Source organism: Acinetobacter sp. NIPH 298, from assembly GCF_000369505.1.
GTDB lineage: Bacteria > Pseudomonadota > Gammaproteobacteria > Pseudomonadales > Moraxellaceae > Acinetobacter.
This window is the reverse complement of sequence record NZ_KB850055.1, coordinates 223874-243600: the sequence shown is the minus strand read 5'-3', so window position 1 is coordinate 243600 and position 19727 is coordinate 223874. Positions and strand designations below refer to the sequence as shown.

The following is a 19727-nucleotide window of genomic DNA, read 5'->3' as shown; positions in this document are numbered from 1 at the left end:
TTTATTTTCGACTTGAAAAGTTATGATGAATGTTTATTCGACTATTTAAAAATAATTATTAGTTCCGCAAATTTTAAACAATCCCATGCCCAAATAAAGCATGGGATTTAAGCTGTAGTTAATTAATGAATTTTACCTTCAACAAGCTGCTGATTAAGTAGCGTTTTAGCTTGTAATTTCAGTTGATCTGCTTGAACCGATTTGCCAGCTACTGATGCCGCCTCATCATTAAAATAGCTAAAATGCGACTTCTCATCTTTCTTGGCAAATTTTAAAGCAACTACTTTATTTTGATTAAATGCCTGATTCCATGCAGCTCTTACCGCACTCCAATAAGCTGCATTTTCTTTCCAATAATCATAAGCAGGTTTGAAATCAAAATTACCCACTTTATTGTATTGATTCACCCCCAACTCACGCGCAAGTGCAGTCTTGGTCTTGGTATCAAATTTAATATTATCTTGCTCATGCACCCAGCCCGTTGCAGTTAAGGCATGGCGATTAATACCAATAATCACATCGTAATCATTCCGAATGGTATGCTCACGACGTGGCAATGGTCGATAAGTTTCATTCGAGACCCATTCAACCGCACCATTATTTTGCGTCCACTGCCCTAGACCTGCATATCGAGGAGAGTCGTCCACTTGCCAAACAGTTTGTAACCACTTGCCTTTAGTTTCTTGTTTCTTTAATGGAATACTTTGCCATTTGTAATCGCCAATATAACTCCACATGTGTTTAGGTTCATATTCCCAGTCTTGACGCCAATGCTTAACAACATGCCCACTTGCAACCAAAATATGCTGTAAAGAAACTTTGTTGGCTGTATTTTCAAGCACAATTACAGTTTCATAGCCACTTGATAAGTCATCATCTTTGATCGAATAACCATCTTTCAATGCATACAGCTCTTCAAAACGAAAATCAACTCGATACTCACCCGCCATTTTCAATATTGCTTGACGAGCTTGTTCTTGGGTTAAGTTTTGATGTAAAGATGAGTACTGTAATGCCTCAGCTAATTTAGCTGGTTGCTGTTGAGCATTTGCATTTACTCCCCCCAAAGCCAATACTGCGACTAAAACATAAGACAAATTAAGTTGCATAAAAACGTCCAATCCTATTTAAGATACTGATTTAAATCAACAAAAATAAAACACTCATGTAAGTGTTTGTGTCTTTTTGAAATAAATATTTAAGGTATTGTAAATTATTACGATAATCATTACCATTTACATTATGAAATAATTTTCATTAGTGATCATATTGTGACTATTCAATCTCCCCCATGCTTATCTAAACCATGCTTTTTATTTACGTCTTTACTTGCCGTGGGCTTAGTTTCTACCCATACACAAGCGGATCAAAATTCACTTCATGCCGCTCAACAGTCAACACCACATGTATTGGATACGATTGTTGTTACTGGTACACGCTCAGAAAAACGCTTATTGGATAGCCCGATTCGGACCGAGATCATCAATCAAGATGAATTAAAACGCACCAACGCCACGACCCTAAAAGATGCTTTGAAAAATATTCCTGGAATTTTATTACGAGAAATTCATGGTAAATCAGGTTATGAAATTTCATTGCAAGGTCTAAGTAGCGATCAAGTCCTCGTACTCATTGATGGACTACCTTTAGCGGCAAGCACAGGTTCAACCGTTGATTTAAGTCAATATCTAATTGGCGGTATTGATCATATTGAGGTGATTAAAGGAGCCGCATCAGCACAATACGGCTCATCAGCGATGGGCGGTGTGATTAACATCATCACAAACAAAGTCCAAGAAGGTATATCTGTTTCAGGACAAGTCGATATCGGTTCTTATGGCAAACAAAATGCCAATGGAAAATCAGCCTCAATCAACAACCATCATCAAAAAATCAGTATTGAAGCAGCCAATGCCACACTGACAGGTCGTTTGCTAGCAGATCAACTCAGCAGCGATGGCTTTGCAGTTAAACCGAGTGATTATCCATTGCAAGGTGATGAACAAAAACGTCAACAATACACGCTGTATGGCGCTTGGCAGCCAAATGATCAGTTCATGTTATGGACCGATTTTAATCAATATAAAGAAAAAGATCATCAAAAAGATTTACTCTTTGTCTCTCCTTTCAACTTAAAACAATACAAAGTTGAAGACATTGAACGCCAACGCATCAGTGCAGGTTCACAACTGCAACTCTTAGATTTAGGCAAAATTGATTTAAAAGCAGTCCATGAAACCTATGATACAACTTCAGTTCAAACTGTAGATGGTTTTCTATCCGCACTGCGCAACTCAAAACAAGAAAATAACCATTTCAGTTCACAGCTTTCATTGCCGATTTGGTATAAGCAAAATTGGCAATTGGGATATGATTGGCACCAAGAAAAACTAGAACAAAGCAATAACGGTAAGTTTGAAATGCAAGGCGGCAAAGTACAACGCGATCGCCATGAGTTTTATCTACAAAATGATCTCAATCTACTCAAAAATCTAGATGCAGTGTTAGGCTGGCGCTTTCAAAATGATGATGATTTTGGCAACCACAATGCCTTTAAACTCAGCACAAAATATCGCGCTTATGAGCAAAATAATCTTTTGGCCGATCTGCGTTTTAGCTATGGGCAAGGCTATCGCATACCCAATTTAAAAGAGCGTTTTTATTCTTTTGATCACAGCCACTTAGGTTATGTCGTCATTGGCAATCCCAACTTAAAGCCAGAGTCATCTGATAGTTACCAACTCGGACTTAGCCTTGTTCAAAATGAAGTATGGAATGCGAACATCAATCTGTTTTGGAATGATGTTAAAGACCTCATCCAAACAGACTATGACAATGCGACGAGCAACAACGGCATTACCCAATACAGTTATAGCAATGTCGCAAAGGCTCAAACCAAAGGTATTGAAAGTTCAGCACAATGGAAAATATCCCCGTCTTGGTCACTAAACGGCGCTTATACCTACACCGAAGCAAAAGATAAAACCCTAGGTACTTTCTTAACCCGCCGACCAAAGCATATCGCACGTCTAGGTAGCGATTTTGCACTCAATGAACAGCTTGATTTGACCATACGCGCCCGTTATCAAAGTGAAGAATACACCGATAACAGCAACAAACTTCGTTCTCCAGATTGGTTCAGCATCGACACTCAAGTTGATTATCAAATCAACCCGATGATCAGCACCTTTGTCGGCATCGACAACATTTTTGATGAACAACGTGATTTCTCTACCCCTGTCGATTATCGACCACTTGCTGGTCGCTATAGCTACATGGGTGTGCGCTTTCACTGGAATAATTTTTAAAGGATCAATAGAGTATGTCTAATCTAAGCACACATTTCTGCAAGCTTTTTGCATTAAGTACCTTAAGCGCTTTACTGGTTGCATGCGGTGGGGGTGGCGGAAGCAGTAGTAATAACAACGCATCAAATAATGGTTCCAACAATACCGACCAATTTAAAATCAAATCAGCGCAATGGACGATTACACCCAGTGCAAATTCTTCCTATTGCTATGACATTGACACGCAAGCAGAAGTTTCATGTACAGCATCGGATTGGGATTTACAATTTGCAATGGGTACACGTACGCCAATGTTATTTACCAACAGTGGTGTGAGTGGATCTGGTAATGGCGGAGCACTCTATTCACCCTTCTCAGCAACATGGCAACAACTCTCAAAAGAGCTGGATGCAACCCAAGGTGGAAGTTTACCAAGTCAAGCTTGGAATATAGATGCTTACAGCAATGCATTTATGGCAACGACAAATGGTTATAACAGTTTCTTAGAATATAACTTATTTGGTGATCATCGCATGTCACCAAATTTTAAAACCTTTTTGGTGACCACCAATACTGCCTCAACTAATGTGATTGGTAGTGCAGATCAACCTGTATTTGCAGTACAAATATACAACTATTACCAAGGAACTACGTCAGGATATGTTTCGATCCGTTATATCGACACTCGGTATCCGAATGATGTCAAAACCTTAACCGTTGATGCCACACAAGGCTGGAACTATGTTGACCTTGTCAGCGGCACCACAACCAAAGATACTCAAGCAAAATGGCAACTCGCATTTAATCGTTACTATGTGCAAGTAAATCAAAATATTGGTAATGCAGTTGCATCCCAACCTGAAGGATTCTACTCTGCTGAAGGCAAAGTCATCTTAGATAAATTCAAAGATACCAATGCCTATGCGAGCACTGAAGCAGACCTCAAAGCAGCTATTTCAGCAAAAATAACGCGTTGGGGGTCTAACACCATTAGCTCTATCCTGAACCCAGCGTATAAAGGGACTTATCCACAAAAACTATCGTATGGCTGGTATAACTACTATCCAACGCTGGCGGCTGCTCAAGCAGATGGATTACAAGCGATGCATACGCTTAAAGCAGACCCTACTGGTGCAAGTATGATCCGTAGTAATAAAGGCAATAGCTATGCACGTATGCATCTCACCGATATCCGTTATGCAGATCCAACGGACTATAACAGCTCAACGACATGGACCTTTGAGTTTGATATTCAACCAGCAAAATAAACCATAAAAAACGGAGCAATGCTCCGTTTTTCTTTAGATTTAATTCAGTAATGGTATCGCTTTACGCAATCTTATTGCCAATTCTTTTAAGCCATAATTGACAGCTACCACCAACATAAAACCAATCAAGAAAGCCCCCACGATATCAAATGGGAAATGTACGCCGACATAAATTCGAGATAATCCAACCACGAGACTCAAAACTAAGCCGATACCGCCAATCAGCTTAAATCCAGCCTTCAAATATGAGCATGCAATGATCACCATCGTCAAGGTATGCTGACTCGGAAAGGATGAACTCGAACCATGACCGATCAATTTATGTCCCACCCCAAATTGAAATGGGCGTGGATGATGATAGAAAGTATCCACTAAATCACACAATAACAACGATATAAGAACGATGAACAATGTTTTTGCAAACACTACATTGTAGATTTTCCACTGCACAACCAATAAAAACACAAGAAAACTGATAAAGACTGTGTTTAAATCATCAGCCAAGAATATCGCTATTTTGTCCAAAATCGGATATTTCAAAGCAAAAGAATTTATACAATGAAATAAATGAAGGTTTAAATTTTCAAAAATCATCTCAAGTCTATTTTTGATCAATGAATGAGTTCCAATAATTGTACAACAGTAAGATGAACGAATGATGTATTCGATTCTCCAAACCCAAGCCATTGAGACGAAATCTTTAGAATATTTAAACAATCGAGATAATGAAGTATAAAAGGAGCAATAATGAATTCCCCACACTCACTCGAATCTAGTCAATCCGCCGATAAATATATGCAATCTGTTTTTACTCAACAATGCACGGCTTTCGATGCTCAACCCTATCCAGACCTAGACACACGTCGCAGCAAATTATTTAACCTCAAAAAACAGATCATTCGCTATCAAGATGCGATCGCAACAGCGATCAACACTGACTTTAGTTCACGCTCACTCGATGAGTCCAAACTACTGGATTTACTGGGTTCAGTATTGGAAGCAGAGCATGCGATTCGTCACTTACGTAAGTGGATGCGACCAAGTAAACGCAGTACTGAATTACTTTTCCTATCCAATCGATTACGTGTGCAATACCAGCCCAAAGGGGTTGTTGGCGTTGTCGTACCGTGGAATTTCCCCGTTTATTTGGCGCTCGGTCCTCTCGTTGCAGCGATTGCAGCAGGCAATCGCGTCATGATCAAACTTCCTGAGATTACCCCAGCCACCAATGCCATGCTCAAAAGAATGTTGGCTGAAGTTTTTAGTGAAGATGAAGTCTGTGTGTTTGGTGAGGAAATCACTGATCCATCACTCTTCACATCGCTACCGTTTAACCACATCGTCTTTACTGGCTCACCTGCGATTGGACGTGTGGTGATGCGCGCAGCTGCAGAAAACCTAACGCCTGTAACGCTTGAATTAGGTGGTAAATCCCCTGCACTGATTAGCCGAAATTATCCATTAGCCGATGCAGCAAAACGTATTTTGCATGGTAAAGCCACCAATTGTGGTCAGATCTGCGTTTCCCCTGACTATGCGCTCGTGCCTAAAGAAAAAGTTGAGCAGTTCGTGCAGGAATGTAAAACCAATTTCACGGCGATGTATGGCAACAATATTCACAATAATGACAATTACACTTCGATTGTAAATGACCGGCATTTAAAGCGTATTCAAGAAATATTAGAAGACGCAAAAACCAAAGGTGCTCAAATCATTGTGTGTGGTGATTACGACACTGAGAAAGATGCGCGCCGTATGCCAGTGCATATCGTACTGAACTGCACAGCAGAGATGCTCATTTTAAAAGAAGAGTTGTTTGGACCTGTACTCCCTGTTGTTGCTTACGACACCTTAGATGATGCGATTGATTATATTAAAGTGGGTGAACGTCCATTAGCCTTATATTGCTTTACTCATGACGCCACAGAACGTGATCACATTTTAAAACAGACTCACTCTGGCGGTGTCACCATCAATGACTGGGGTTGGCATGTTGTCAACCATGATGCACCATTCGGTGGGATCGGCAACTCAGGTATGGGTACATATCATGGTGTAGAAGGTTTCCGAGAACTTTCACATGCAAAAACAGTCTTTATTCGACATCGATTCTTCCCAACCCAATTATTTTATCCACCTTATGGTACATGGGTACAAAAACTCGCTTTGCATTTCTTTTTGAAAAAAGGCGATCCAAATATTAAATAACCTTCAATAATAAAAAGCCTCATTCAGAGGCTTTTTATTATGTGTATGAACAATGGATTACTTCACAACACTATCTTGTTGATATCGAGGGGATCGTGGTCCATAGAGCAAGCCCAAACCCGGATTATGCTGCGTCGGTGTAAATAATTGCGTATTCACAATCGTTGCTAAAGGATAAGCACGATCATTTAAACTACCCGCAATTTGTTCAACCAATGCCCCAACAAGTGCAGTGAGTAAATCATTATTGCCATTATTACTTGATTGAACTGCCTTTTTCTCACCTGTCCAAAGCGTCTCATTGGTTTTTAAATCAACCAGCTTTGCCTCTACACTGACCGTCGCAACACTTTGGATGACTTGATACTTAGAGCCATATTCTTTAATTCGAATATAAAGTGCAGCATCAGCACCAAAAATTTCGTGTAATTTCTGAGTCGGAATGCTTTGAGCATCATGACCATTGGTCACGCCATTCTCTTTAAACATCGAATCAACCACAGAAATTGGAAAGACGTAATAACCTGCTTCAGCAACAGGTGTGATCACAGTTGGCCAATAGCTATAGGTTGCCTTCACATCAGGGGAATCATTGACAGGCGGTAACACCAAAATTGATTTTGGCATATGCTGCTTATACACAGTCATATCTTTATTCACTGCAGGAGAGGATGCACAGCCCGTAAACACCAAACCTGTGAGCAAAAGACTCGCAACTAAAAACGTCTTGATCATAGCTGTGTCGATCCTACATTGGCATTCATTTTCTGCAACAAACGATCCATCAACACGGTTGATTCTGGATAAACTTGTCGTTCCAATTGAAAATATTCAACTGCTTTTTGCGCATTGTTCTGTTGTAAAAATAACAACCCTAAATGCGCATAGAGTCCCGGTGGAACAGCCAAATTTTTGGCTTTTGCTTTTTCTATTTCCGCTTCTAACTTGATGATTTGTGCATTGGGTGTGGCTTTTTCTGGCGCGTTATACATCAAATAAGTCTGTTGCGTATAAGACCCCCAACTGTATAAAGGTTGAGGTCCAGCAGCACAGCCAACCAATCCAATACTCATCAGACTGGTGAAAAGAATTTTTTTCATTTTTACAGCGACCCTGTCTTATTGTGCAGTCCAACGGTTATTCTGAATATCGGTAACCAAATTGTTGACTGCTTCACGTACCGCTAAATCAAGTACCTTACCGTTCAAGGTTGAGTCATAAGAAGCTGTAGAACCAAAACCAAGTACTTCGCGCGCGCTCAATGCATATTCGCCCGCACCCTGCACTGAATGCACGATCTCTGATGTTTTCACATCCACAATATTCAAGTTCACTTTGGCATAAGCAATTTGTTGTTTACCTCGTCCCAAAATCCCAAATAATTGCTGATCACCAACTTCTTTGCGGCCGAACTCAGATACATCACCCGTGAGCACATAACGCGCGCCTTTGATCGCTTGAGAGGTATTGCTATAGCCTACTTCTTGCTTGAGTTCAGACAAGTTATCGCGGTTTAAAACCGAGAAATAACCAGTTTGCTGTAGGTGAGTTTCTAAAATGGTTTTCGCTTGTCCACCAAGACGATCGACATTGTCCGAGAATATTCCTCTCATATAACTTGAACGATTATCAAACTTACCAATCGAAACAGGTACTTTCGCTCCGTTATATTTAATTTGTTGTACCGCCGCCGTCACTTGTGGGCTTTGAATTGATTTTGATGTTTCTGTGGTTGAACAGGCCATTAAGCCTAAAGAACTAAATGCCGTAATCACTAATAATTTTTTCATTGTTGCTCAATCAAAATAAAGATAAAAAAAACCGTAAAATTATAGCTTAAAAACGTTTAGCCACCTAACAATTTACAATTCAAGCATCCATTTAAATCAGAACAAATCATTTTATAATCCAATCAATTAGATCGACTTAATCGACACTATTCGCAAAATCGCAAACCAACTCCAGCAATCGTAAAAATATAATGTGGCGTTGCGGCAGAATCACCAATTTTAGTTCTAAGCTTTTTCAGTAAAATTCTGAGATAGTGAGTATCTTCTTCATGGGTGATGCCCCACAACTCATTCATAATTTGTTTTTGCGTCACTATTTTGCCTTGATGGCGGATCAACAATGCAAAAAGCTGAAATTCTTTTTTGGTTAAAACGATTTCCTCACCAGCAAGTTTCACGACATGCTCAGCGACATCGACAAATAATTGCCCATCATTAAAAATGATATTGTGTTCTGATTGCTGTGATTTATTACGAAACAATACACGGATTCGAGCGCATAACTCCTGAATACTAAATGGTTTGGTCACATAGTCATTGGCACCCGCATCCAGTAGCTTAATTTTTTGATTTTCATCGGGTCGTGCTGAAAGAACAATGACTGGAATATCGGACCATTGCCTCATTTCAGTTAAAACAGCTTGCCCTTCCATATCAGGCAGACCTAAATCCAAAATCAATAAATCTGCACCGCGAGTTGCTAATGTCTCCAACCCTTTCATACCAGTTTCAGCAACATGCACTTGATAACCTTGAGCACGTAAGGCGATATCGAGAAACTTTCTGATTTGGGGTTCGTCATCGATAATAAGAACCGACGCTTGTTGATTAAATGTTTGTGGCATACAAATGATTTTAATCCTGATGTAACGGTAATCGTATTCGAATTAAGGTACCTTGACCATATGGTCCAGCATGGGCTGTAATGCTTCCCATATGTGCACCAATAATCGCTTTGACGATAGCAAGACCTAAACCTGTTCCAGTTTTACCACGATCACCACGTTGCATGGTATAGAACATATCAAAGATTTGCTCTCGCTCATCTTCAGGAATCCCAACACCTTGATCTACGATATCTATTTGAAGTTCAGTTTCATGCTGCTGGATCTTTACTTCAATTGGAATGTCATCGGGTGAGAACTTGGCAGCATTTTCCAAAACATTGAAAATCGCCTGTTCAATCAAAGCAGGATGCACATAGAGTTGTGGCAAATCTTCGTCAAAAGACACTTCAATATTAATATTCGGCTGATAACGTTTGAGTCGTTGGGTTGCAGAACCGATCAACTCATCCACCCCAATCCAAGCTCGACTAAGCGTCAAACCTTGATGACCCAATCGCGTCATATCGAGTAAGTTTTGAATATAACGATCTAAACGTTCCCCCTCGATATGAATCGTATCCAATAAATCGTGGCGGTCAGACACCGACATCTGCTCACTATAATATTTTAAACTGTCCGCAGAACCAATCATCGCAGCCAATGGTGAGCGTAAATCATGCGAAACAGATGACAATAAGGCTGAACGTAACTTTTCAGTTTCAGCCACGACCCGAGAGTTTTCCAACTGTAATGACAACTGTACCCGAGACACGGTTTGAGCAATATCATCGATCATCAACTCAGCCAAACGTTGTTGTTCAAAGCTGATGGTTTGGGGATGTTGGTTAAATTGAATCGCAATAACACCATATCCATCAGCTAAATGAACTGGATTGAACCACCATTCCGACTGAGTCAATGTATTAGTAAAACGTCCGCAAGGTTTAGCATTTTTTTGCGTCCAGTCTGCTGCGATTTGATCTTTTTTATTCAATAAAGAAGCTGTCTCACCTAACTCTTGAGTCCCTATTCTTAACCAAACTGCTGCATTTAAAGCGCTTTCTAAATGTTGTTTCGCCACATTTAAAACTTGCTCAATATCAACACAACTTGAGAGCTTCCTTTCCAGTTCTTGGAGTTGTAAGGAAACTGAATTTGCAGCACGCAAACTTAATACTTGAGCACGTAACTGATTTGCCAAACGTCCAACCAATAATGCCGTGACGATAAATGTCACAATCGTAATCACACCACGTTCGGCACTGACTCTAAACGTATAGCGAGGGTCAATAAAAAAGTAGTTATAAAGTAAAAAACAAATAAATACCGTTGCGAGAGTAATCACCATCCGCGCTCGCATAGCGACCAAAAGTACGGTAACAATAAAAATTAAAGCTAAATCACTATAACCAATAAATCGGTCACTCACGACCGCAGCAAAAAACCCAAGGAGAATGATAAAAATACTTTCAATCACTTCACGTTGATTAAAAGCGAAACCTTGCTCGAAAAATGATTTACTTGAAGCATCCCCTTGCTGTTGATGATCATTCTGCCTATCCTTCAACGGCTGAACAAAAGTGATCTCAAAAGGATGCTGTTTTTCTAAGAGTTGATCGGCAATATGATCTGAAAACAGTCGCTGCCACACTGATTTTTTGGGGCTTTTACCGAGTAAAATATTTGATGCGCCATAATCATAAGCCGCTTGTAAAATACTTGAGGCGATATGATTGCTATAGAGCAAATAAGTATCTGCACCTAACTTACGTGCCAAATTAAAAGCTTTAGTGACTGCAAAGGTTTGCGTGTCTTGATATCGACTCTTTTGAATCGACATCACGCTCCACGTTGCATTCCGTCTTTCTGCGATTCGATGCGCTCGTCTGACCAAATCCTCTGAAAACTCTGAGCCATCAATCGCCAGCATGACATGGTTTTGGATCGGAATAATTTGCCCTTGAGCAACGAACTTTTCTCGATAATCAATTTCCACTTGTCCAGCGACAGTTTGAATTGCTAAATCACGTAACGCAGTCAAATGTGCTGGCTTAAAAAAACCTTGCAAAGCATGCGGTGCAACATCTGCTCTATAAATTTTGCCGTGATTCATCCGTTCCAACAATTCTGGAACGGGCAAATCAACCAAGCGAATATCTTTCAGACGTTTCAATAACGCATCGGGAACTGTTTCACTGACTCGAATCCCTGTGATTTGATAGACCACATCATTCAAACTTTCGAGATGCTGGATATTTAAAGTGCTATATACATCAATACCAGCATCAAGTAATTCATTGACATCTTGCCAACGATATTCATGGCGACTATTGGGTACATTACGATGTGCCAATTCATCAACCAACACAATTTCAGGTTTTAAACTCAGTATGTGATCGAGATCCATCTCATCCAAAGTTCGATCCTGATATTCAACATTCTTCCTTGGTATAACATTAAGCCCCTGAATCAAGCGTTCCGTATCAGATCGACCATGTGTTTCCACCACGCCCACAACCACATGATGACCTTGTTGCATCAACTCATGTGCTCGGGTCAACATGGCATAGGTTTTACCCACACCGGGCGCTGCACCCAAGAAAATGGTTAAACGTCCAGATTGTTCACGCTGACTATGTGCCAACCATGCATCAGCTTTATTGTTACGGTCGATCTGCATAACGTTCGCTCTATCAACGTGGTGTAGAAGATAATTGATCTAATGCCAAGTTTAGCTGAAGTACATTCACTCGTGCTTGCCCATATATCCCCCATTGAGCAGGTTGAATATGTTGTTTGACCAGATTAGTAACCTGTTGCTCAGCTAAATGGTGTTGTTCAGCCACACGTTTGACCTGTAATAACGCACTCTCAGGTGAGATATCAGGATCAATCCCACTTCCCGAAGCAGTGATCATCTCATTCGGCACTTGCTCTGCCGTCGTATGATTGTGTTGCGCAAACTGGGCTGTTCTTTCTTTTATTTGCCGATGTAATTCAGGATTTGAAACAGCCAGATTACTTCCCCCAACCGCAAACGCATCATAGTCAATAGCACTAGGGCGAGCGTGAAAATAGTGATCACTCACAAAGGACTGTCCAACCAAGCTTGACCCTACAATTTTACCATTCGTAGTAATTAAACTACCATTCGCCTGCGTTGGAAATATGAGCTGTGCAATCGAGACACTCACACTGCAATACAGCGCACCAGCAATCAGGAATCCAACCATAATCAAACCAAGGCTAGGACGGAGTAACGACTGAGACTCAATCATTGATGGAAGTTTTTCTAATGTATTCATTTCACACTCCTAAATCCACAACGAAACAACAAGATCAATCAGCTTGATTGCAATGAATGGAAATACCACCCCACCGACACCATAAATCAGCATATTACGACGGAGTAATTGCAAAGCACTTGCTGGCTTGAATTGCACCCCTTTGAGTGCAAGTGGAATCAACATTGGAATAATGAGTGCATTAAAGATCAAAGCAGAAATAACGGCACTGCTTGGACTACTCAATTGTAAAATGTTGAGCACTTCAAGTTGAGGGATTGCCACGGCGAACAATGCAGGCAAGATAACGAAGTATTTAGATACATCGTTTGCCAAAGAGAATGTGGTTAACGCACCACGCGTGATCAATTGTTGCTTACCAATTTCAACCACATCTAACAGCTTGGTCGGATCAGAATCCAAGTCCACCATATTGCCAGCTTCTTTAGCGGCTTGCGTACCTGAATTCATTGCTAAACCAATATCGGCTTGCGCCAAAGCAGGTGCATCATTGGTACCATCCCCCACCATGGCCACTAACTTACCAGCAGCTTGCTCTTTACGAATACAGTTCAGCTTATCTTCTGGTTTCGCTTCGGCAATATAGTCGTCAACCCCAGCTTCAGCAGCAATTGCGGCGGCAGTTAAAGGATTATCCCCGGTCACCATAATGGTTTTAATGCCCATCTCACGTAGCAAAGCAAAACGCTCTTTAATCCCAGGCTTGATCACATCAGACAACTCAATCACACCGAGGATCATTTCACGATCAATCACCACCAAAGGTGTTGCACCTTTACGAGCAACTGTTTCGACGACTTGCTTTAACTCAGCTTGAATCGTTTGATTTTGATAAGGTAATTGAATAATTGCATCATAAGATCCCTTACGAATCTGGCGATTTTCTGCCAAGTCCACACCTGAAATACGCGTCTGAGCACTAAAGGGAATAAACTGCATTTCAATCTCAGAAGAATGAACCTGCTCACCTTGTTCTTGTGCCAATTTAACAATCGACTTACCTTCAGGCGTTGGATCAGCTAAAGATGATAATACTGCGGCTTGACGTAAGTTTTGAATCGCAACACCCTTGAGTGGATAAAATGCGGTTGCTTGACGGTCGCCATAGGTAATCGTGCCAGTTTTATCTAACAGCAACACATCAATATCGCCTGCCACCTCAACCGCTTTTCCTGACTTTGCCAATACATTGGCTTTTAATGCGCGATTCATCCCTGCAATCCCAATTGCAGGCAATAATCCACCAATCGTCGTCGGAATCAAACACACCAACAAAGCAATCAACAACACAAGACTAATCTTGATTCCCACCATTGAACCAATGAACGGTAGTGTTGCAACCACCACCACAAAAGTTATTGTCATAATGTTGAGCAAGATACTCAGTGCTATTTCATTCGGTGTTTTCTGACGGTTGGCACCTTCGACCAAAGCAATCATTCGATCTAGAAAGCTATGACCAGCTTCATTACTAACTCGAATAATAATTTGATCAGACAATACCTTCGTTCCTCCGATCACCCCTGAACGATCAGTATCTGCTTCACGGAGTACAGGCGCAGATTCACCAGTTACGGCTGATTCATTAATGGTGGCGAAACCTCGGATAATTTCTCCATCAGCAGGCACAATTTCACCGGCCTTGACCACGACTAAATCATCTTTTTTAAGTAAATTTGCAGATATGACATGTGGGGTCGCATTGAGGTCTGCGATTCGATTTGCAGTTAAATTCTCACGAGCTTGACGCAATGAAGCGGCTTGCCCCCGTCCTTTGGCCTCTGCAACAGCTTCTGCATAATTAGCAAATAACACCGTCACCAATAAAATCAAAGTCAGCAATAGACCAAAGCCTAAACTAGTACTTCCCATTAAAGTTGCAATAATGGTTAAAACAGTCCCCACCCATACACACGCCATCACAGGGTTTTTAAATGCATGTTGCGGCAGTAGTTTATAAAAGGTTTGCTGAATAATTGCTTTATTCAAAATATCCATTTGTGTCGCATTTGAATTATTCATTGAGCTTGCTCCACTAGATGTTTACAGATAAATAATCAGCAATTGGTCCAATCACCAACACTGGCATAAATTGCAATAACGTGAGGATCAATACAATTGCGATCAACGTCAGCGCAAATGTAGGCGACTCAATCTGTAAAGAACCTTTGCTTTCTCCAGCTTGCGGTTTGGTTGCCAAGCTCACGGCGATTAAAACAGGGATGATCAATACGCTATAGCGCCCTGCTAACAATGCGACACTCGCACTGAGATTCCACCACAAGCTGTCATCGCCCAATCCCTCAAAACCAGAACCATTGTTGGCATAAGCAGAAACATACTCGTAAAACACTTGGCTGATCCCGTGGAATGCAGGGTTTGAATTGCCTGTCAACGAAGGAAATGCGATTGCAATTGCAGTTAACCCAAGAATCACAACAGGCTGTAATAAGATCACGAATGCTAAAAGTTTAATTTCAGTGACTTCAATTTTTCGCCCAAACAACTCTGGGGAGCGCCCTGTCATTAAGCCTGCAATAAAAACGGCTAAAAACAGATAAATAAAGAACTGTAATAGACCACAACCGATCCCACCCCAAATCGCATTAATCAACATATTGCATAGCTCTAGCAAACCCGTCAGAGGGGAAGCAGAATCATGCATCATATTGACAGATCCATTATTTACTTGTGTGGTCAAGCTGCCCCACAACGCGGATGCATCAGCGCCAAAACGGACTTCTTTCCCTTCCATCAATGCTGAGTTTGCAAGCAAAGATGATTTTTCAGTCCACAATGTCAACGAGGCAGAAGCAACAGACATCAACAACATCGTTCCGAAAATCATCCACATCAATTTCCGACGCTGGACAAAACGCCCGACCATAAACACCACAGATAATGGAATCAATAGGATTGCAATCATTGCAAGAACATTTGAAAGTGGGGTTGGGTTTTCTAAAGGCACACTGCTGTTTGGACCATACCACCCCCCACCATTACTCCCTAATTGCTTAATCGCAACCATCGGTGCCACTGGGCCAAGAGGGACACGTTGAGTTTGTACTTCTGCTGATTGATCCAAAACTTGTACAGTCGGGCCAGCAGAAAGCGTTGCTGGAACGCCTTGAAAGGTGAGCAATAAAGAGAAAATAAATGCTAAAGGAATAAAAAACCGAAATAATGGACGAATAATATCCATCCAAAAATTACCCAGATTAATATTATTCCATGTCTTTTTCTCTGAGTTTTCTGTTTGACTCGGCTGTAAGAATAATGCTCTTAACATTGCCACTAATAGTGCCAATCCCATTAAAGGTGACAAGTATTGCAGCCCCACGATCACTGTCATTTGTGATAAATAAGAAAGCTGTGCTTGTCCAGAATAATGCTGCTGATTGGTATTGGTCAGGAACGAAATCGCAGTATGTAACGCCAAATCCCAATTCATATTTGGAATATGATCAGGATTCAGTGGTAACCAAGCTTGTGTCATTAAAATAGTGACACTGGTCACCAACAATAAAATATTACTCAGAACAAAGGCTGCTAAATATTGGCGCCAATTCATTCCAACTTGTTTTACATTGAGAACAGTATAAATGGGCTGCTCTATCCATTTAAAAAATCGGTCGCTTCGCATCGGTTTTGCTTGCATCACATCGGCGAGATAGCGTCCTAAGGGATACGCTAGAAGCAATGCAAACATAAATACGGAAATAAATTCCCACATAGGTAATGCCATAAAAAAATAGTTCGGCATAAGTATGGAAATTGAGTGCGTAAATTCTCTATATTGAAAAAAGACAGATGCGTAAATTTTGCGTAAACTTATTTACTGCACAGCTAAAGCGCCCGATAGCGCAATTAAAATAACTGTATTGAAAAAATTTCCTATTTATTACAAAAAATCTTTGACCTTAAAAAAAATAATTTCCTTAAAAATGCAAAAAAAAATCCACTCCTCAAAAAAAAATAATTTATATTTTTCATGATTTTATCAATAAAAACACAGGTGTATAAAATATATATAGATTATTTTCCGTTCATTTTCATGTAAAAAATCGTACTGAATAGTTCATTTAGAACATTTACTCTTATTTTAATTATGGTATTTTTGTTACATGAAGTTATAGCCAATCACAATAGACAACTGTTTAGTCGTCAGTTCATAGCTTCTCTACACTTAAGAATCTTAAAAGTTCAAGGAAAGATTTAAAATGAAATTAAAACACCTTAGCACTGCAATGATCTTAGCCACGTTACCTGCAACTGGAGTTTTTGCAGCGGCGTTAGACCGTTCAGGTCAATCGATTTCTGCTTTCTTGCAACCAGGCAATTACTTTGAAGCTGGTCTTTCGATTCTTGATCCTAACGTTTCAGGAAAAGATACTGCTGGTAACAATACTGGGGATATGGCTGGCGATTATTATTTTCCGCATGCAGCTTTAAAGCTACAACCTACTGAAAACTTTTCTTTTGGTTTGATTTACGATCAACCATTTGGTGCAGATGCTGAATACAAAGGAAATAACAATTTTGTTGCCAATCCAAATAATCCATTATTGCCTTCACCTATAAGTCCAACACTTGGTCAAGCTGGGTTAGGTGATATCGTAACTGGAGGTACTTCAGTTGACGTTGATACTCAAAATCTTAACTTTATTTTTGGTTACCAACCAACGGTAAATTGGAATATTTACGGTGGTGCGGTCTATCAAACAGTCAAAGGCAAAGTTAAATTACGTGGAACAGCTTATAGTCTATATAATGGGTATGATGCTGATATTAAAGAAACAGGTGATATTGGTTGGTTAGCGGGCCTTGCTTATCAAATTCCTGAAATTGCGTTAAAGGCATCTGTAACTTACCGTTCAGAAATCGATCACAACATTAATGTCAATGAAAATATACCTATTGTTGGCTTAGTTGCTGCAAACCCAGCATTATTGTTCAATGCTTTAAATATTACAGATCCAGCTCAACAACAAGCGATTGGACAAAAACTTGCGGCTCTTGGTAGCAGTGGTAAAACCAAAATCACAACACCTCAATCTGTTAATTTAGATTTTCAAACAGGGATCATGGCAAATACTGTTGCTTTTGCTAACATCCGCTGGGTAAATTGGAAAGACTTCTCTATTCAACCTTATAAGTTTGGTATCGTTTCTCAAGCAGCCGGACAGTTATTACCTCAATTAGGTAAACCAAATGGTTTCAACCTCGTTGACTACAGTAAAGATCAATGGTCTGTAACTACGGGTGTTGGTCGTAAACTGAGCGAGCAATGGGCAGGTAATGTTTCTGTAGGTTGGGATTCTGGTGCTGGTAATCCTGTAACAACACTAGGTCCAACTGAAGGTTATTGGAATGTTGGTGTTGGTGTGCAATATAGCCCTACTCCAGCGACATTTATTGCTGGTGGCGTAAAATACTTCTGGTTAGGTGATTCAGATGCTGTAACTGGTGCTCATTCAGATGCCGGTACATTTGAAGACAACGATGCTCTCGCTTATGGCTTAAAAATCGGTTACCGTTTCTAATCTATATCAACGAAAAAAGACCGTCACAAGACGGTCTTTTTTTGCTCATAATTTACCGTTTAATAAAAAAATTAGAGTGAATAATCTATAAGCCCGTATAACTCAACACCTTTCCATGACTTTAGCAGTTCATTTATTGACATTTGTAAAATATTTCGGCTTCCCAAAATTATGTTACTTTCCGCGGCATTCTTGTTATACCGTGATATGAGAGAAAATATCAATGAAGCTGCATGCCATTCAAAAAGCTGTGTTACTCAGTTTACTACCAACGACCTCAGCCTTTGCTGCTGCATTAGATCGTTCAGGTCAGTCAATCGCTGCATTTTTACAGCCTGACAACTATTTTGAAGCGGGTATTACCTTTCTGAGCGCAGATGTTTCAGGAAAAGATACTTCACAAAATAATACAGGGGACATGGCAAACCAGTATTACTCACCAAGTGCCGCATTAAAAATTCAAGCAACTGAGCATTTTTCTATTGGTCTACTCTATGATCATCCTTATGGTGCTGATGCTGAATATCACGGTCAAAACAATTTTGTCGAAAATCGACCAGTACCTTTTAACGGCAGAACATCAGTTACGGTAAGCACCGAAAATTTAAATTTAATCTTTGGTTATCAGCCAAATCAAAACTGGAACGTTTATGCAGGTGCGGTTTATCAAACCTTAGACAGTACTGTGTTATTACGTGGCACTAGCTATAGCGCATACAATGGCTATGACTTTAAAACAGGTAAAGATGAAGCAGTGGGCTGGTTAGCGGGTGTCGCTTATCAAATTCCTGAAATCGCCCTTAAAGCATCCCTAACCTATCGTGCCAAGATTAAGCATGAAATGAATGCTTATGAAAAGCATAATGCTGCAGGTATGATCCCCTCATCTACTGACCTGAATGCAGGTTTAATCCAAATTAATCATTCAGAAGGTACAACTGAGATTACCACCCCACAATCGATTAACCTCGATTTACAAACTGGGATTATGGAAAATACCGTTGCATTTGCGAATATTCGTTGGGTGAACTGGAAAGACTTTGCCATTCGTCCTTATAAGTTTGGTAAAGCTTCACTACTTTCTGACATCGTAACAGGAACAGGTAAAAAAGAAGGTTTCGATCTCGTCGCTTATACCGATGATCAATATTCGATTACTGCGGGTGTAGGACGTAAACTGAATGATCAATGGGCAGGTAATCTATCTGTCGGTTGGGACTCTGGTGCAGGTAATCCAGTCACCACACTTGGACCAACAGAAGGATACTGGAATGTTGGTGTCGGGGTTCAATACAGCCCTGCTCCAAATTACTTCATTGCTGGTGGTGTGAAATATTTCTGGTTAGGTGATGCCAAAGCACAATCTGGTTCTCAGTTTGATACGCCTAATTATATCGCCGAATTTAACAATAACGATGCGATCGCTTACGGAATGAAAATTGGTTATAAGTTCTAATTGCGTTTGATAAAATAAAAGGCGCTTTATGCGCCTTTTATTT

At 40.3% G+C, this 19727-nt stretch carries 15 protein-coding genes; 5 read left to right on the top strand and 10 right to left on the bottom strand.

Annotation, left to right across the window (positions count from 1 at the left end; all coding sequences use genetic code 11):
* Window positions 1-122: 122 nt before the first annotated feature.
* Window positions 123-1109: a DUF6607 family protein gene (locus F903_RS06070; protein ID WP_005195482.1), complete on the bottom strand. Its 987-nt coding sequence runs from the start codon at window positions 1107-1109 to the stop codon at window positions 123-125.
* A 168-nt stretch (window positions 1110-1277) separates the two neighbouring features.
* Between F903_RS06070 and F903_RS06065 the strand changes: the two genes are divergently transcribed.
* Entirely contained in the window at window positions 1278-3308 is a 2031-nt protein-coding gene (locus F903_RS06065; protein ID WP_416202024.1) for a TonB-dependent receptor plug domain-containing protein, read from the top strand.
* A 14-nt stretch (window positions 3309-3322) separates the two neighbouring features.
* Window positions 3323-4555 carry an HmuY family protein gene (locus F903_RS06060; protein ID WP_005195478.1) on the top strand — a complete coding sequence of 411 codons (1233 nt, stop codon included), beginning with the start codon at window positions 3323-3325 and terminating at the stop codon, window positions 4553-4555.
* 39 nt (window positions 4556-4594) lie between these two features.
* Here the strand turns inward: F903_RS06060 and F903_RS06055 are convergent, their stop codons facing one another.
* The gene (locus tag F903_RS06055; RefSeq protein ID WP_034595113.1) at window positions 4595-5149 is read right to left on the bottom strand and encodes a phosphatase PAP2 family protein; all 555 of its coding nucleotides are present in this window, start codon (window positions 5147-5149) and stop codon (window positions 4595-4597) included.
* Between the two features lie 153 nt (window positions 5150-5302).
* On the opposite strand from F903_RS06055, the gene F903_RS06050 reads away from it, so the two are divergent.
* Complete coding sequence (locus F903_RS06050) at window positions 5303-6763, top strand: coniferyl aldehyde dehydrogenase (protein WP_005195474.1); 1461 nt, start codon at window positions 5303-5305, stop codon at window positions 6761-6763.
* 57 nt (window positions 6764-6820) lie between these two features.
* Here F903_RS06050 and F903_RS06045 read toward each other — a convergent pair whose 3' ends face one another.
* The 8 genes from F903_RS06045 to kdpA form a co-directional block, all read right to left on the bottom strand.
* A complete protein-coding gene (locus F903_RS06045) occupies window positions 6821-7498 on the bottom strand; it encodes a DUF799 domain-containing protein (RefSeq protein WP_005195473.1) in 678 nt (225 codons plus the stop codon).
* Window positions 7495-7863 (bottom strand): DUF4810 domain-containing protein, encoded by a 369-nt coding sequence (locus F903_RS06040; protein ID WP_004669337.1) that lies wholly within the window; start codon window positions 7861-7863, stop codon window positions 7495-7497. Before F903_RS06040 ends, F903_RS06045 begins: the two co-directional genes overlap by 4 nt.
* A gap of 18 nt (window positions 7864-7881) precedes the next feature.
* Entirely contained in the window at window positions 7882-8553 is a 672-nt protein-coding gene (locus tag F903_RS06035) for a CsgG/HfaB family protein (RefSeq protein ID WP_005195470.1), read from the bottom strand.
* 146 nt (window positions 8554-8699) lie between these two features.
* A complete protein-coding gene (locus F903_RS06030; RefSeq protein ID WP_005195468.1) occupies window positions 8700-9398 on the bottom strand; it encodes a response regulator in 699 nt (232 codons plus the stop codon).
* Window positions 9399-9408: 10 nt separating this feature from the next.
* Entirely contained in the window at window positions 9409-12060 is a 2652-nt protein-coding gene (locus F903_RS06025) for a sensor histidine kinase (RefSeq protein ID WP_005195467.1), read from the bottom strand.
* Between the two features lie 13 nt (window positions 12061-12073).
* Window positions 12074-12685: a potassium-transporting ATPase subunit KdpC gene (gene kdpC, locus F903_RS06020; protein ID WP_005195466.1), complete on the bottom strand. Its 612-nt coding sequence runs from the start codon at window positions 12683-12685 to the stop codon at window positions 12074-12076.
* Between the two features lie 9 nt (window positions 12686-12694).
* A complete protein-coding gene (gene kdpB, locus F903_RS06015) occupies window positions 12695-14707 on the bottom strand; it encodes a potassium-transporting ATPase subunit KdpB (protein WP_005195465.1) in 2013 nt (670 codons plus the stop codon).
* A gap of 13 nt (window positions 14708-14720) precedes the next feature.
* A complete protein-coding gene (gene kdpA / locus F903_RS06010; protein WP_034595112.1) occupies window positions 14721-16418 on the bottom strand; it encodes a potassium-transporting ATPase subunit KdpA in 1698 nt (565 codons plus the stop codon).
* Between the two features lie 487 nt (window positions 16419-16905).
* On the opposite strand from kdpA, the gene F903_RS06005 reads away from it, so the two are divergent.
* On the top strand, window positions 16906-18228 hold the full coding sequence (locus F903_RS06005; protein ID WP_005195463.1) for an OmpP1/FadL family transporter: 1323 nt from the start codon (window positions 16906-16908) through the stop codon (window positions 18226-18228).
* A 223-nt stretch (window positions 18229-18451) separates the two neighbouring features.
* Window positions 18452-19684, top strand: a complete 1233-nt coding sequence (locus F903_RS06000) for an OmpP1/FadL family transporter (RefSeq protein WP_005195462.1) — start codon at window positions 18452-18454, stop codon at window positions 19682-19684.
* Window positions 19685-19727 lie beyond the last annotated feature (43 nt).